Genomic DNA, 15,225 nt, shown 5'->3' on the forward strand with positions numbered 1-15,225 from the left:
GATGAAGACCTTCTTCTGCGACCCCCACGCGCCGTGGCAAAAGGGCGGCATCGAGAACGCCATCGGCCGCTTGCGCCGCTTCATCCCCCGAAAGACCGACCTCGAAAAGCTCCCAACCAAGCGCTTCCGCCAGTCCGTTGCCACCTACAACAACACCCCGCGCAAATGCCTTGACTTCAGAACCCCGGCAGAGGCCTTCTCCTCTCAACTGTTGCACTTCGAGTGTGAATCCACCTCCTGGCTTTCGCCAGGACGACATGGGGAAACATTGCGCCCAACACCGTCATGACGGCGGCGCATCACCTCAACCCCTCATCACCTCGTCGCTCATCACTTCGAACTTCTTCAATTCCATCCGGCCAAAGCTCGTCGAGAGCGCGACATCGGCGGCGTCGCGGCCTGTCGCCATCAGGATGCGGCCGATGCGGGGGACGTTGTGGCGGGCGTCGAAGGTGAACCATTTGCCGGAGAGCCAGACCTGAAACCAGCCGGAAAAATCCATCGGGGACGGATCCGGCGGAATGCCGATGTCGCCCATATAGCCGGTGCAGTAGCGGGCCGGGATGCCCATGCAGCGGCAGAGCGCGACGGCCAGATGGGCGAAGTCGCGGCAGACGCCGGCCTTCTGCTCGTAGACGTCGTGCGCCGACTTCATGTGATGGGCGTGTTCGTAGCCGAAGGTGACGTGCTTGTGCACGAATTCGGTGATGGCAGCGACGCGATCCCAACCAGGTTTCGTCTTGGCGAACAGCGACCAGGCGATGTCGGTGAGCTTGTCGGTCTCGCAATAGCGGCTCGGCATCAGGTAGAGCATCAGCTCGTTCGGCAGTTGCTCGATCGGGATCTGCTGCGCGTCCGGCATCACCTCGTCGGGCAGGCCGGTGTCGCGCACCAGCGCACGGCCCTTCAGCGTCACGCCGCCGGCGGGCGCGACGAGGCGGCCGCACACATTGCCAAAACTGTCGTGATAGAAGCGGATCGGAACATCGGGCTCCGCGACCACCGCCTCCGTGCCGATGATGTCGGCCTGCCGCGAGGGGTGGATGTTGAGCATGACCACCATCGGTGTCGGCTGTGCTGCCGCGTAGGCGATGTCGAAGCCGACCCTGATGTCCATCTATTAAGACCTCCGCTATAAGACCTCTGCCTCCAGCTCCTGATCGTTGTCCTGGTCGTCCGAGACCACCTTGATGTTCACGTCCATGGCGTCGAAGGCGTCCCCGGAGCCGATATAGACGCCGTGCAGCGGGATCGCCTGGCGCGGATCGCGGGCAACCGCGACCCGGATCAGGTCACGGGTGCCGACGATGCCGTTGGTCGGATCGAACTCGATCCAGCCCGCGCTCGGCAAATAGACCTGCACCCAGGCGTGGGTCGAGCCGCCGCCGACGTGCCGCTGCTCGATATCCTCCGGCACGAAGATGTAGCCGGAGACGAACCGCGCGGCGATGCCGAGCTGGCGCAGCGCCTCGATCATGAACAGCGCATAGTCCCGACAAGTTCCCGAGCCCGACTGCAAAGTGTCGAGCGGATGCTGCGTACCCAACTCGTGGCGCTTGCGGTATTTGAACTGCTTGCGGATGCCGTGCGTCATGCCGCTCAGGATCTTGAAGGTCGGCGTCGGCGCGTCCTCGTCGAGGAAGCCGCGCGCCCACTCCGCGATCTCGCCGTCGGGATCGGTGTATTGCGGCGTGATGTACTGGACGAGATCGGGGAACTCCTCGTCGTCGTAGACGAAGGGATAGAAATAGGCCGGATCGTCCGGCGTCAGCGCGAACTCCTCCACCGGATTGTGCTCGACGGTGACATGCCAATCGAAGATCAGTGTGTCCGCGCGCTCGTCGAAATTGGCGATCGCGACCGAATTGCCGAACACGTCGTGGATCCAGTGCAGCGACATCGGCTCCGGCGAGATTTCGAGCCTGGAATCGAGCACGCGCAGATCGTGCCCGTCGCGCGGACGGAGCATGATCCGGTGTTCGCCGAACGCCACGGGGCGGTTATAGCGATATTCGGTCTTGTGATGAATCGTGAGCAGCGGCATCGTGAGGCGATCATGGTGACTTTGGGCGGATCAATCTATAGCGATTGTGCCCGATTCTTGGGGTGACTGCATTTTCCATAGGCAATCAGGATGGCTTTAGACACAGCCGACGCGGCCGATCAACTGCTCGGCGAGGGTGACATTCCGCCAGTGCATGAGGTGAATGCGGCAGGGGCATCGCCCTTCCTGCTCACCGCGGATCATTACGGGCGGGTGCTGCCGCGCGCGCTCGGCGATCTCGGCGTCGCCGAGAACGAGCTGACGCGGCACATCGCCTGGGACATTGGCATTGCCGGCGTCGCCGAGCGGCTGGCAGAAATGCTCGACGCCCACCTGATCGCGCAGCGTTATTCGCGGCTCGTGATCGACTGCAACCGCCCGCCGGGCGCCGTGAGCTCGATTCCCGTGATGTCCGAGGCAACGGCGATCCCGGGCAATGAGGCAATCTCCACGGGCGAGCACGCGGCAAGGCGGCGCGAGATTTTCGAGCCCTACCATCATCGCATCGATGCCACGATCGGCCGCCGCCTGCACGACAAGCGGCCGACGGTGCTGGTGTCGCTGCACAGCTTCACGCCGGTCTATGCCGGTGTCGAGCGGCCCTGGCATATCGGCGCACTCTACAACCGCGACACCGTGCTGCCGCAGCTCCTGCTGAAGCATCTCCACGCCGAGAGCGATCTCGTCGTCGGCGACAACGAGCCCTATGCGGTCAACGACCTCACCGACTACACCATCCCCGTGCATGGCGAAGCCCGCGGCCTCGTCAGCACCGGCATCGAGATCCGCCAGGATCTGATCGCGGACCAGTCCGGCCAGCGGCAATGGGCCGAGCGGTTGGCAAGGATCTTTGCGGAGATCGAGCTGGAGCTGCGGGCGGAGAGGTTGGTCGATTAGCCGCCACGCGTTGCCACGAACACCGCGAGCGCGGCAAAGATCGCGGCGATGCTCCACAGCACGTAGGCGATGCGGCCGTCGCCGCGCGCGTCGAGCGTCGCCTCGGCCGGGTTGTCGGGGTTGACGCGAACCTCGACGGTCGCGCCGTCCTGATAGCGCGACATCAGCTTTCGCAGCATCTCGTCGGAAGCCGACGGCGTTCCTGCCGCGACGCGCGCGCATTCATTGGTGTAGCTGACGTTCTGGTAGAGGTAGGTGTAGGTCACGCGCTTGCCGAACATCTCGGTGCCGCGGCGCTCGCCCGGCTCGCTGGCCTGGTGATATTCCTCGATTCCCGACAGCTTGATCGTGCCCGGCACGGTCGGCCACCGCGTCGCCATCGAGGCCTGCCGCTGCACGGCCCACGCCATCAGCGCGATGACGAGGCCGAACGCGCCGAAGGCAACGACCAGGCCCGCGAGATTGGGCCGCGCGACGTGATGGGCGAGATATTGGTAACTCTGGTTGAGACCGAACGCCGAGCCGAACACGATGGCGAGCACGATCACCGTGCCGATGCCGAGACAGCCCCACAGGCCCTTGGGCAGATCGCGCTCCAGCACGGCCTGATCGGGATGACGCGGATTGTAGTAGACGGTCACGATGCTGCCGGCGGGATATTTCGCGAGCTTCTCGGCGACCTGGAAATTGCCGAGGTCTTCGCCGATCGAGATGCGGTTGTTGCGCAGCTTGCGGCCGCCGACCGAATATTCGTAGGTCACGTTCGCGAAGTTGCGGTTCTCCGTCCGATAGCCGTCCTCGCGCTCGTCGTCGGACACCCTGACCTCGCGCACCTCGGCAACCGATGTGACCACCTTGCCGGCGGCCTGCGGCCAGCTCCGCGCCTCGCGCGCCTGCCAGGTCTTCACGACGGCGGCAATCAGGATCAGCGCGAGCGGCGCAAGCAGCATCGCGTAAACGAGCGGGGGCAGATCAGGCACGGCAAAATCCTTCGTCAGCGGCAATGCCCGATTGGACGCATTGCCGCCGCGAAGGGTTCAAACCAAACCCCGTCAGGAGGTTATTTCGCCCGCGTCAGCGCCAGCCAGATACCGCCGCCGATCATGAAGCCGCCGGAGATACGCGACATCATTCGCGTGCGGCGGGCCGAGAAGAATTTTCGGGCGCGCCCGGCTGCAATCGCATAGAGCGCGTCTGTCATCGCCGCGGTGACCATGAAAGTTGCGCCCAGCAGCGCGACTTGCGGGAAGTGGTCGCGGTTCATGTCCATGAACTGCGGGATGAAGGCGCCGAAGAACACCAGCACCTTCGGGTTCGACAGCAGCACCAGGAAACCTTGCAGGAAGAAGCCGCCGCGCGGCGGCGGAGGCGGCTGGTCGACATTGACGCCTTCGACCGGTGCCCAGATCAGCCTGATGCCGAGCCAGACCAGATAGGCGGCGCCGGCAAAGCGCACCCAGTCGAACCAGTAGCCCATGGTCGCCATCAGCGAGGTCAGGCCGACCGCGACGATGCCGATGACGATGGCAAGGCCGGCCTGCGCGCCAAGGACATTGGTGAGCGCCGCACGCGTGCCGTGGCGCAGGCCGTTGGCGATGACGAGGGTGACGATCGGACCCGGCAGCAGCGCCAGCGCAATGCAGGCGGCGACGAAGGCGAGATAGGCTTGCATGGACATCATGGGAGGAACTCGCTGAGGGCGGCGGTTGGGACATTAATGCATGGCGGAGGCGGGAACGGAAGACAGATGAGCGCGGTGTGCCCGCCCAACCACCGGTGTCATACCCCGCGGATGCGGGGTATCCAGTACGCCGCGGCTTCTCCGTATCCCACGAGCGCCTCGGAATACTGGATCACCCGCTTTCGCGGGTGATGACAGCGGAGAACGTGGCGCGGTTCACGCCCCCCTCACCGCCCATCCAGCGCGGCGGCGATCCATTCCTTCATCTCCTGTGTTTCCAGAAACACGAGCGCCGCGCGCTGCACGGCGTTCGCCTCGCCCGCGCCTTGCGCCACCGCGACGAGCAGGTCGCAGCGGCGCGACAACGCGAGGCCGGCGGCGGCATGGCGCGCACCGTCGGGCATGTCGAGATCGTAATGCCTGATGCGGCCCCGCATGGCGGCGATGCTCACGGCCTCGCCCGCCGCGACGGGCGTGAAGCGCGGACTGATCAGGTCGATATCGGCGACGCGGTCGACCTCGTCGTCATCGGCAACGCCGGTGTCGCAATTGCAGAAGCCGCGCTTGGCGCGGACATAGAGCTCGGCACCGTCGCAGCCGCCCGCGGTACAACGGAACGCGCGGCCGGCCGGCCAGCCGTCGCGGGGAAACGGCCAGCTCATCTCCTGCCAATGCCCGGTACGTTCCGTCGCATGGGTAAGCACGCCGGACAGCGCGCCGAGAGCGATCATGGCCATCAGCATCCTCGCCCCGCGCCGCATCGTCAGCTCTTCGGCAAGCCGGCGACGGCGCGCGCGGGACCGGTCAGCTCGAGGATATGCAGGCCGGTATTGGCGCGGTCGACGATGTAGATGTAGCCGCGATCGTCCGTCTCCACATTGTTGGTCTGGATCGCGACCTTGCAGCGCTCGCCGCCCTCGATCGGGATACAGCGCTTGTCGGTCGCGCTCGTGATCGACGGAATGAAATAGCCGACCTCCTTCGGGTGATAGGGGTCGCGGATGTCGAGCGCGCGCACGCCGGCATTGAAGAAGGCGATGAAGGCCAGCTTCTTGTAGTAGACCGGCGCCATGCTCTCGTTCGAGGAGTGCGAGCCGAAGCGGCCGCCGCGCTGGCAGAACTGTCCGCTCGCCTCCGGCACGGTGTAGCTCGAGATCATCATCGGCCGCGTCTCGGTGGTGACGTCGGCGAACCACACCATCTGCCGCGCCTCGCCGCATTCGTTGAGGATCGCCTCATCCACGATCATCACGATGTCGCGGGTCCTGCCGTCCTTGTCCTCGGCAAATTCCGCAACGGGCATGTCGAGCATCGGGAACGTCGTGTGCGCGCCGTTGAAGGCGGACATCGGCATCCGCGCAATCTCGGGATAGCGCAGATTGTCCGGCGTCGGCTCCTTCGGCCCGTTCAACAGCTTGTCGCGATCGACGATCTGGAGGATGCCGCCCTTGTTGGTGCCGTACCCGAAATAGACGCGATTGCCTTCGGGCCCGGTCGAGATCGGCCCGTGCAGTTCGGTCGGCACCGTGCCGGTGGCGCCGGGCTCCTGGCCCGGCAGGCCGAAGTCACGGATCTTCTGCGGATGCGCGGGATCGGAGAGATCATAGACCTGCGTCATGCGCCGCGTGCGCCAGTCCGGCGCGCCCGAGACGAGAAAGGCGATACCGGTGTCGCATTCCCACCAGCTCTTGTGCGTGTCCTTCAAGCCGCCAATGCGCGCGATCAGGACGGGGCTGGCGGGATCGGTGACGTTCCATATCTCATGCGCCTCGCTGCCGAAGGTGCGCAGCATGTAGACCGCATTCGGATCGCCCTTCGGCAACGACTTGCCGTCGCAGACCCGCACCATCTGCGCACCGCCGGATTCGTATTTGCCTTCCTGCCCCGGCAGGTGACGCAGATATTTGGGATGCGCGGGATCGGTGACGTCGACGATCGAGGTTCCGTTCGGCTCCGCCTTCCCCGTCATCGGATTGACGGGAGCGGGCACGTCATCGGTGCCGCCATGATGGCCGATATAGGCGATCCAGCGATCGCCCTGATGATGGATGGTCGGCTGATACGCGCTGCGCGCCTGGAGGTCGTTGGTCCCGACCAGCTTCATGTTGGAGGCTTCCGGCGGCGCGCCGACAGTCTGCTTCTGCGCATGTACCGTGGTGCCGCAAGCGAAAAGGACGAGGCTTGCAGCAGTCAAGACGCAACGGAACATGAATGTCCTCCCGGAACCAATCTGCGTTGGCTGAACGTCGAGGCTAGCACAGCCGTTTGCGGGCGACCAAAACACGATTTCGCGGCTGGTCATTCCGGGGCGCACAAAGTGCGAACCCGGAATCTCGAGATTCCGGATAACCGCTGCGCGGTTTCCGAATGACGGCGGGCTTGACATGCAACCATTTGGTTGCCTATTATCCTAACCATGGATGAGGTCTTCAAAGCGCTCGCCGACGCGTCACGACGATCGCTGCTCGACAGGCTCCACGCCAGGAACGGCCAGACGCTGAACGAACTCTGCGAAGGCCTTTCGATGACGCGGCAGGCTGTGACCAAGCACCTTGTGATTCTGGAAGAGGCCAACCTGGTCACGGCCATCAGGCATGGCCGCGAGAAGCTGCATTACCTCAATCCGGTGCCGATCCATCAGATCGGCGAACGCTGGATCAGGAAATTCGAGCGCGGCAAACTCGCCGCGCTCGGCGAGTTGAAACGCCAGTTGGAGAAGCGCGATGAGTAAGCCGCAATTCGTCTATGTGAGCTATATCGAGACCTCGCCGGAAAAGCTGTGGGAGGCGCTGACGTCGAGCGAGTTCACCAGGCAATACTGGTTCGGCGCAGAGATCCGTTCCGACTGGAAGGCCGGCTCGCCCTTCGCGCTCCTGCTGGACGGCGAAATCACCGATTCCGGCGAGATCCTCGAGGCCGATCCGCCGCGGCGCCTGTCCTACAGCTTCAAGCACCAGAAATACGAAGAGCTCCGCGGCGAGCCGATCTCGCGCGTCGTCTTCACCATCGAACCGTTCGGCTCGCTCGTGCGTTTGACCGTGCTGCATGACGGCTTCGTCGAGGGCGGCAAATATCTCGGCGCCGTCTCCAATGGCTGGCCGGCGATCCTGTCCGGGCTCAAGAGCCTGTTGGAGCGAGGCAAGGTGCTCGCCATCCCCCGCGCAGCCCTCAACAAGGGATTCGACGCGAAATGAACCTCGATCAATTCAAGCCGCTCACCGTCTACACCATCTACATCGCCTCCACACCGGAGAAGGTGTGGGAGGCGCTGACCTCGGCGGAGTTCAGCCGGCAGTATTTCTTCGGCAATGCCGTGGAGGTCGAGCCGCGGCTCGGCGGTGCGTTCGTCGTGCGCACGCCCGACGGCGCCCTGCACATCAGCGGCGAGGTCCTCGCTTACGATCCGCCGCGAAAGCTCGCGGTCACCTTCAACGTCAACTGGCCCGATCTGATCGAGAAGCTCGGCCCGACCCTCGTCACCTACGAGATCGAAGAGGTCGGCGACGCAGTCCGTCTCACCATGAGCGAAGGCCATGACCGGCCGCTCAGCGACGACATCCTCTCCGGCGGACGGCAGGGCTGGCCCGCGATTCTCTCCGGCCTCAAGAGCGTGCTCGAGACCGGCAAGCCGCTGGTGGTGAAGATGGGCCCGCCGCAGCGGATGCTGGATGCCCTGAAGGCGATGGGGATCAAGACGCCGTAGCGGTCGGAATCTGCGCCCTCATCGCTTCTTCTTCACCGGCGGCGGATGAATCTCGTCGATCTTGCGACGGCATTCCCCTTCCGAATCGTGCGGGCCCGAGACAAAGGTCCCACTGACCTTGATCGCGTACCAGCCCGACTCCACGCCGAGCCGGAGTGCTTCGTCTGTCTTGACGTGTCGTGGGGAGAGAATTTGCATCAGGTGCTTTCGGTTGGCGTTCGATCTCATATCGAACCGCGATCGCCTTTACGACGGCGTGATGAGTCGGCTCCGCCGGTGCGAGGAATGCGCCGTTTCACGTCGCGCGCATAGTCACGGCGCCGCGTGTGCGCAGGACGACCGGACTTTCCGACATTGGCGCGCACCGTGCGCGCAATCCCTGCAATTAGCTATCGTTTTCTCGCCCGCGCCGCGCCTTTGAAGCGCCAAATGCCGTTCTCGACCGAATAAGGCCGCCGAAGCCTCGTTTTCGACCGCTTGGAGTGCGTCGGGCTCCCCTCTCACGGCACCGGCGCCACCAGACGCCGATACAGATGCCATGTCGCATGACCGAGCACCGGCAGCGTCACGATCAGCCCGAGAAAGTAAGGCAGCGCCGAGACGATCAGCAGCATCACGATCACGGCCGCCCAGCCGATCATCGGCAGCGGGCTGGTCACGACCGCACGTACGCTCGTCACCATGGCCGTGACGAAATCGACCTCGCGATCGAGCAGCAGCGGAAACGACACCACGGTGAGCGAGAACAGGATCAGCGACAGCACGGCACCGACCGCGTTGCCGATGGCGAGGAACAGCAGGCCCTCATTGGTCGTCAGCACCACCGTCATGAACTCCTGAAGGCTCGAGAACGAGGCGTGCAGGCCGAGCAGCAGCGCGATCAGGAGCCGAACCTGGTACATCCAGATCACGAACATGAACAGCGTGACGAACGCCATCCAGCCGATCTCGCTGCGCGAGCGTATCGTCGACCAGATCGCGCCGAAGGAGACGGGCTCGCCGCGCTCGCGGCGGCGGCTGACCTCGTAGAGACCGATCGCGACGAACGGGCCGATCAGCGCGAAACCGGCGGCCAGGGGATAGACCAGATAGACCATGCCGAAGGCGGTGAGGCAGAGCATGATGGCGATGCCGCCGGCGGCATAGAGCGCGCCGAAGCAAAGCCCGTAGAGCGGCAGCGCCTGGAAATCGCGGAGCCCCTCGACCAGCGCCTCGGCAATGTCGGTCGCCATAATGGGACGCACCACCGGATCGACCTTGCCCGAGATGGACATCGGCTTCCTCCTCATCTGCCGGTGCGATCTTCGTCGCACGGATCAACCGCGATATTAGCGCCGTCGGGCGCCGCGCGCACGCGCAGTTTGGTTCCGGATGACGGTATCCTGGGAGCCCGGCAGCGCTGCGTCGGCGCCCCCTGTCGGGGGCTCACCCGTGCTGCGCGCGACTTCAGAATCTTTCCCCCATCGAGGGCTTTTGGGCACGATGCCTATGGACGGAACGGACGGTGGTGCCGCAAATTGCACCTTCGAACCAGCACACGCGATGACCAGAGCGGACCACTTGAACCGATGAGCTTGCGTACCCGGCTACTGATACTCGTCATCGCGGCCATGCTGGTGCCGGCGAGCCTCGTCGGGCTGCGTTTCATGCAGAATCGAAGCAGCGACATCAACGCGGCGCTGGCCAATCTGGCTGCGACGGCCGGCGAGATTGCCAGCGATCTGGACGAGAAGATTCAGGGCACCGCCCAGCTTCACTATGGTCTTGCCCGTGCGCGCGATCTCGACACGCGCGACAAGGCGGCGTGCTCGGCGTTTCTGTCGGAAGTGCGCGAGGAATACCCACAGTTCACCGGGATATTGACCATCGATCCGGACGGCAGCCTGTTCTGCGACTCGCTGCGGACCAACCGCACCCTCGACCTCCGGGATCGCGCCTATTTCAAGCAGGCCCTGGTCTCGCGCGGCGTCGTGATCGAGCCCGTCTTCGGCCGGTTGACCGGACTGTCGGTGCTCCAGATCGCATATCCGGTGCGATCGGAAGCGGGCGCGCTGAAGCTGATCCTGCTCGCTTCGTTCAACCTACGCAAATTCGCGGAGTTTCACCACAAGCGGTTGCTCGCCGAGAAGGATATCCTGCTCGTCGACGCCAAGGGCACGGTTCTGGTCGCTCCCTCCGGCGGAGGCTGGACCGAGCCCGTCGGCGGATCGATCGCGGGATCCGAACTGTTCCGCTTCGCGGCAACGGCCGACCGGGAGTCCTTTCACGAGGTCACCGATCGGGAGGGCCGCGCCCATGTCTGGAGTGTCGCCGCCCGCTCGCCGTCGACCCGCGATGCCGGTCTCTACATCCTGGTCGGACGGTCCAAGGACGGGCTGGTCGCGGCAGCGAACCGCCGGCTCTACGAGGACATAGCGATCCTGGCCGTGGCCTCGCTGCTGCTGCTGGCGGCGGTCTTGATCCTCGCGACCGTGAGCGTCGGGCGCCAGGTCGGACGGCTCGCCGCGATGGCGAAGAAGCTCGGGCGCGGCGACCTCGGCGCGCGCATTCCACCGCCCCATCCGGGCGGCGAGCTCGGCGGACTGATGAGCCTGCTCAACGACACCGCCGAGTCGCTCCAGCAGCAACGCGCCGCCATCGCGGACCTCAACCAGAAGCTCAGCCAGTCCCAGAAGATGGAGGCCATGGGCCAGCTCACCGGCGGCGTGGCGCACGATTTCAACAATCTGCTGACCGTCATTCTCGGCAATGCGGAGCATCTTGCCGACAGTCTGGTGGGAAACAAGGAATTGCACCGGATCGCCGGCGACATCGCGACCGCCGCCGAGCGCGGCTCCGACCTGACGCAGAGCCTGCTCGCCTTCGCGCGCAAGCAGCCCTTGAGGCCGCGAGAGATCGACATCGCTGGCAAGGTTCGCGACATGGAGCCGTTGCTGCGCCGGACCCTGGGCGGGCACATCGAGTGCGCTTTCGCACTCGAGGCGAACGCGTGGTTGACCAGCGTCGATCCCGGCCAACTGACGACTGCGCTGCTCAACCTCGTGCTCAACGCGCGCGATGCCTTGCCTGACGGCGGCAAGCTGACGGTCGAGGTGCGCAACGCTTCGCTCGGAGAAACCGACATCGATGTCAACGGCGAGCCGCGCCCCGGCGACTACGTCATGGTCGCGGTGACGGACACCGGCAGCGGCATGACCGCCGAGGTGGCGAGCCGCGCGTTCGAGCCGTTCTTCACCACCAAGGAGGTCGGCAAGGGAACCGGGCTTGGCCTCAGCATGGTCTACGGATTTGTGCGGCAGTCCGGCGGCCTGGTGCAGATGCAGTCCGAACCGGGACACGGCAGTGTCGTCAGGCTGTTCTTTCCCCGCCTCGCAACGCCGCCGACCGAGGATCCATCACCGCGGGAGCGGATCGCCGCACCCGACGGCAGCGAGACCATTCTCTTCGTCGAGGACGACGACATGGTGCGGGCCTATGTCGTGAACGAGTTGAAGACGCTCGGCTACCGCGTCATCGAGGCGCCGAACGGTCCCGCGGCGCTCGACCTGTTGCGCCAGCCGGGGGACATCCACCTGCTGTTCACCGACGTCGTGATGCCCGGCGGCATGTTCGGGCCGGAACTTGCCAGACAGGCTACCCAGCTGCGGCCCGGGCTCAAGGTGCTCTTCACCTCCGGCTTCACCCAAAATCCCGTCAAGGCGCCCGACGGGCTCGGCGATGCCCGCATTCTGACAAAACCGTTCCGGCGGCACGACCTCGCCGCGATGCTGCGGTCCGCGCTGTCGGCGCCGCCACGATGACGTCAGGACGACGACGCGAGCAGAACCGCGACACCAAGATTGGCCGCGAACAGGGCCGCGTCGATGACGAAGATCCTGAGCATCGGGCCCTTCAACACCGGCCAGTAGGCGACCCCGACGCGCCCGCCGCGCATCAGGACCGGCAGGTTATAGGCGAACTGGCTGAAGTGGCAGCCGGCAAAGAACAGGAACAGCGCAAGCTGCGCTTCGATCGGCTGGAAGAAGAACGGACGCGCCACCAGAAGATAGAACGACAGCAGCCCGATCGGCAGATTGATCCCGCCCAGGAACGCCACGCTGGCCGCCAGGGTCGGCGCGATCGGATTGCCGCGCTCTTCCCGCGGCAGCAATATCTTCAGCGTGTTGCGCTGGGCGACGCTGAACTGGATGAATGCGCCGACGAACCAGAGCGCATTGAGAAGCAGAACAAAATCCGAAAGGCGCATGTCTATTTTCCGTAAAAGGCTTCGCTGCGCACCACGCGGCCGGCAGCGTCGAAATCCATGAACTCGCTGGCGCGCGTGTCGCCGAGCTGCCACCACACCGTCAGCCGCGCGATCGTGTCGTCCCAGCTCCAGTTCAGGATCTTCAGGTCGGCGCTTTCGATGTGGCCATAGGCTTTCCGCCAGTAGGCGCGGATGTTCTCGGCCCCGGTGACGACGGGGGAACCGGTCAGCGTCAATGCCAGAGGACTGCGCATCTGCGCATTGTCGGCAAAATGCGCGACGACCGCGTCGATATCGACCCTGCACCAGTTCGCGCACCATGCCGCGACGAAGCGTTCGGCGGCTGCGCGATCCATCCTTGCACTCGTGTCATGAGCGCTCATCTCTTGAGCGCTCATCGCTTCCGTCCGCTCATGACGCGGCCCTCCCCTGGCTCGTTGCCGGGAAAGTGGCAAAGCTCGCCTCTCATGTCAACTACGTTGACTTGAGGCGCCGTCAATTGTTGTCGGCGATCGCCCCCATGACGGCCATCCACGCCGCCGCCCCCGGCGCCCCGGCGCGATCGAACGCCGCGCGCAGGACCTTGCGCTCGTGGTCCGATGCCCTTTGCTCGATACGTTTCCCGGAATCCGTCAGGCGCAGCAGCTTGGAGCGATGCTGCTCGGGCGAACGCTTCGACGTCAGGAGCTTGCGCTCCAGCAGCAGGTTGAGCGGCCGGTTCAACGCCTGCTTGGAAATGCCGAGGATCTCGATCAGCGCGCCGATCGCGATGTCGGGCCGGCGCGCCACCACGTAGAGGATGCGATGGTGGGGGCGCGACAGGCCCTGCTTTGCAAGATAGTCGTCGGCCTCCAGCGTCATCCCGCGCCAGCCGTAATACATGAGCTCCAGCGCCGCATCCAGATCGTGCAGCTTCGCAAGTGAGGCGCGGTGAAGCCCCGCGGCTTGAGACGTCTTTGGCATTGTAAGAATCTAACCCCTCGCCCGCAGCTCGCGCCGCAGCACCTTGCCGGTCACCGTCATCGGCAGCGTCTCAGCGAACTCCACAAAGCGCGGATATTCGTGCGCGGCGAGCTGCACCTTCACGAACTCCTGGATCTCGCGCGCGAGCGCGTCGCTGCCGGCAAAACCCGGACGCAGCACGATCCAGGCCTTGATCGACTCGGTGCGGATCGGATCGGGAATGCCGACCACCGCCGCCATCGCCACCGACGGATGCTTCATCAGCGTGTGCTCGATCTCGGACGGGCCGACGCGATAGCCGGCGGTGGTGATGACGTCGTCCTCGCGGCTGACATACCAGAAATAGCCGTCCTCGTCCTGCACGCCGAGATCGCCGGTGAGCAGGAACGCGCCGGCATATTTCTTCGCGGTTGCCTCCGGATTGCGCCAGTATTCGAGCATGGTGACGGGGCACGGCTGGCGCACGCCGATGATGCCGCGCTGCCCCGTGGGCAGCTCCTCGCCCTTGTCGTTGACGATGCGGACGTCGAAGCCCGGCGTCGCCTTGCCCATCGCCCCGGGCCGGATCGGAAACAGGTTGGAGTTGCTGCCGATCACGAGATTGCACTCGGTCTGGCCGAACACTTCATGCGCATCGATGCCAAAGGTCTCGCGCACCCAGCCCAGCAGCTCGCCGCCGAGCGATTCACCGCCGGTGAAAATGCTGCGCAGCTTGACGCCGGAATGTTTCACGCCGGCCTGCCGCATCAGCTTCAGCGCGGTCGGCGGCAGGAAGACGTTGCGAACGGAAAGATCGGCCATCATCTGCATCGCCGCCTGCGGCTCGAATTTTCGGGCGCGATGGCCGACCAGCGGGATGCCGTGGTACCAGAACGCGAGCAGGCCGTTGACGAGGCCGCCGATCCAGGCCCAGTCCGCCGGCGTCCACATCAGATCGCCGGGGCGCGGCAGGAAGTTGTGGCACATCTCGACGTTCGGCAGATGGCCGAGCACGACGCGATGGGCATGCAGCGCGCCCTTGGGATTTCCCGTCGTGCCCGAGGTGTAGATGATCAGCGCAGGATCGTCGGCCGAGGTGTCGACGGTCGCAAAGTCCTCGGACGCGGTTTCGATCGCCGACCAGAACGGTTTTGCGCCGGCGTGGACGGCGCTGCTCGTGACATAGATGTCCTGCAAATAGGGCAGCCGATCGCGGACCTTCGTGAGCTTCTCCCAGCCCGCCTCATCAGTGATGATGGCTCTTGCTTGCGAATTCGACAGGCGGAATTCCAGCGCGTCCTCGCCGAACAGCGCGAACAGCGGGATCGAGATCAGCCCGGAGCGGAACGCCGCCATATGCGCGATCGGCAGCTCCAGCGACTGCGACAGGAACACCGCGACGCGGTCGCCGCGCACGAGCCCGTCGGCCTTCAGCACATTGGCGAAGCGGCGCGACATGTCCGCGACCTCGTCGAAGGAGGTGCGCGTGGTGGCGCCGTTCTCGTCGACATAGATCAGCGCGAGGCGGCCAGTGCCGTCGGCATGGCGGTCGCAGCACGCCTCCGCCATGTTGAAGCGCGCCGGAACGTCCCAGCGGAAGTTGCGATAGAGCTCGTCGTAGGTCTTGGCTTCGGTGAGCATGGCTCGCGTTTCCACGGTCTTGGCGTCATGGCCGGGCGAAAGCGCGAAGCGCGTCTTCGCGATCAAAGTCC

Annotated in this window: 18 protein-coding genes; 6 read left to right on the forward strand and 12 right to left on the reverse strand. The window is 64.9% G+C overall.

The window, feature by feature from the left end:
* On the forward strand, positions 1 to 289 hold a 289-nt coding region (locus A3M7_RS49970), incomplete at its 5' end, for an IS30 family transposase (RefSeq protein ID WP_198033839.1).
* A gap of 15 nt (positions 290 to 304) precedes the next feature.
* On the opposite strand, the gene A3M7_RS0132315 is transcribed toward A3M7_RS49970, so the two are convergent.
* Positions 305 to 1,117, reverse strand: a complete 813-nt coding sequence (locus A3M7_RS0132315) for a transglutaminase family protein (RefSeq protein WP_027547639.1) — start codon at positions 1,115 to 1,117, stop codon at positions 305 to 307.
* Between the two features lie 15 nt (positions 1,118 to 1,132).
* Positions 1,133 to 2,044 (reverse strand): transglutaminase family protein, encoded by a 912-nt coding sequence (locus tag A3M7_RS0132320; protein ID WP_027547640.1) that lies wholly within the window; start codon positions 2,042 to 2,044, stop codon positions 1,133 to 1,135.
* Positions 2,045 to 2,134: 90 nt separating this feature from the next.
* Between A3M7_RS0132320 and A3M7_RS0132325 the strand changes: the two genes are divergently transcribed.
* Entirely contained in the window at positions 2,135 to 2,941 is an 807-nt protein-coding gene (locus A3M7_RS0132325; protein ID WP_027547641.1) for an N-formylglutamate amidohydrolase, read from the forward strand.
* Here A3M7_RS0132325 and A3M7_RS0132330 read toward each other — a convergent pair.
* The 4 genes from A3M7_RS0132330 to A3M7_RS0132345 form a co-directional block, all read right to left on the reverse strand.
* Positions 2,938 to 3,921 (reverse strand): DUF3592 domain-containing protein, encoded by a 984-nt coding sequence (locus A3M7_RS0132330; protein ID WP_027547642.1) that lies wholly within the window; start codon positions 3,919 to 3,921, stop codon positions 2,938 to 2,940. The two genes, A3M7_RS0132325 and A3M7_RS0132330, sit on opposite strands and share 4 nt — an antisense overlap.
* 80 nt (positions 3,922 to 4,001) lie before the next feature.
* Positions 4,002 to 4,622: a LysE family translocator gene (locus A3M7_RS0132335; protein ID WP_198033840.1), complete on the reverse strand. Its 621-nt coding sequence runs from the start codon at positions 4,620 to 4,622 to the stop codon at positions 4,002 to 4,004.
* 227 nt (positions 4,623 to 4,849) lie between these two features.
* Positions 4,850 to 5,359: a hypothetical protein gene (locus tag A3M7_RS0132340; RefSeq protein ID WP_371090225.1), complete on the reverse strand. Its 510-nt coding sequence runs from the start codon at positions 5,357 to 5,359 to the stop codon at positions 4,850 to 4,852.
* 26 nt (positions 5,360 to 5,385) lie between these two features.
* Positions 5,386 to 6,831, reverse strand: a complete 1,446-nt coding sequence (locus tag A3M7_RS0132345) for an LVIVD repeat-containing protein (protein WP_027547645.1) — start codon at positions 6,829 to 6,831, stop codon at positions 5,386 to 5,388.
* A 207-nt stretch (positions 6,832 to 7,038) separates the two neighbouring features.
* Here A3M7_RS0132345 and A3M7_RS0132350 point away from each other — a divergent pair, with 207 nt between their 5' ends.
* Genes A3M7_RS0132350 through A3M7_RS0132360 form a run of 3 tightly spaced genes read left to right on the forward strand, consistent with a single transcriptional unit; the run spans position 7,039 to position 8,325 of the window.
* Entirely contained in the window at positions 7,039 to 7,353 is a 315-nt protein-coding gene (locus A3M7_RS0132350) for a helix-turn-helix transcriptional regulator (RefSeq protein WP_027547646.1), read from the forward strand.
* Positions 7,346 to 7,816, forward strand: coding sequence for an SRPBCC family protein (locus tag A3M7_RS0132355; RefSeq protein WP_027547647.1), 471 nt, complete (start codon positions 7,346 to 7,348; stop codon positions 7,814 to 7,816). The genes A3M7_RS0132350 and A3M7_RS0132355 overlap by 8 nt, the downstream gene beginning before the upstream one ends.
* The gene (locus tag A3M7_RS0132360; RefSeq protein WP_027547648.1) at positions 7,813 to 8,325 is read left to right on the forward strand and encodes an SRPBCC family protein; all 513 of its coding nucleotides are present in this window, start codon (positions 7,813 to 7,815) and stop codon (positions 8,323 to 8,325) included. Before A3M7_RS0132355 ends, A3M7_RS0132360 begins: the two co-directional genes overlap by 4 nt.
* 18 nt (positions 8,326 to 8,343) lie before the next feature.
* Here the strand turns inward: A3M7_RS0132360 and A3M7_RS0132365 are convergent, their stop codons facing one another.
* Together A3M7_RS0132365 and A3M7_RS0132370 are read right to left on the reverse strand one after the other, a co-directional pair.
* Positions 8,344 to 8,523, reverse strand: a complete 180-nt coding sequence (locus tag A3M7_RS0132365) for a hypothetical protein (RefSeq protein ID WP_027547649.1) — start codon at positions 8,521 to 8,523, stop codon at positions 8,344 to 8,346.
* A gap of 302 nt (positions 8,524 to 8,825) precedes the next feature.
* Positions 8,826 to 9,599: a DUF2189 domain-containing protein gene (locus A3M7_RS0132370; RefSeq protein ID WP_027547650.1), complete on the reverse strand. Its 774-nt coding sequence runs from the start codon at positions 9,597 to 9,599 to the stop codon at positions 8,826 to 8,828.
* Between the two features lie 294 nt (positions 9,600 to 9,893).
* On the opposite strand from A3M7_RS0132370, the gene A3M7_RS0132375 reads away from it, so the two are divergent.
* Complete coding sequence (locus tag A3M7_RS0132375) at positions 9,894 to 12,125, forward strand: ATP-binding protein (RefSeq protein WP_027547651.1); 2,232 nt, start codon at positions 9,894 to 9,896, stop codon at positions 12,123 to 12,125.
* Between the two features lie 2 nt (positions 12,126 to 12,127).
* On the opposite strand, the gene A3M7_RS0132380 is transcribed toward A3M7_RS0132375, so the two are convergent.
* The 4 genes from A3M7_RS0132380 to A3M7_RS0132395 all read right to left on the reverse strand — a co-directional run bounded on the left by A3M7_RS0132380 (position 12,128) and on the right by A3M7_RS0132395 (position 15,154).
* Entirely contained in the window at positions 12,128 to 12,571 is a 444-nt protein-coding gene (locus A3M7_RS0132380; protein ID WP_027547652.1) for a hypothetical protein, read from the reverse strand.
* 2 nt (positions 12,572 to 12,573) lie between these two features.
* Positions 12,574 to 12,927: a nuclear transport factor 2 family protein gene (locus tag A3M7_RS0132385; protein ID WP_235885807.1), complete on the reverse strand. Its 354-nt coding sequence runs from the start codon at positions 12,925 to 12,927 to the stop codon at positions 12,574 to 12,576.
* A gap of 139 nt (positions 12,928 to 13,066) precedes the next feature.
* On the reverse strand, positions 13,067 to 13,534 hold the full coding sequence (locus tag A3M7_RS0132390; RefSeq protein ID WP_027547654.1) for a MarR family transcriptional regulator: 468 nt from the start codon (positions 13,532 to 13,534) through the stop codon (positions 13,067 to 13,069).
* 9 nt (positions 13,535 to 13,543) lie between these two features.
* A complete protein-coding gene (locus tag A3M7_RS0132395) occupies positions 13,544 to 15,154 on the reverse strand; it encodes an acyl-CoA synthetase (RefSeq protein ID WP_027547655.1) in 1,611 nt (536 codons plus the stop codon).
* Between the last annotated feature and the right edge of the window lie 71 nt (positions 15,155 to 15,225).

It is taken from the genome of Bradyrhizobium sp. WSM2254, assembly GCF_000472645.1.
Lineage (GTDB): Bacteria > Pseudomonadota > Alphaproteobacteria > Rhizobiales > Xanthobacteraceae > Bradyrhizobium > Bradyrhizobium niftali.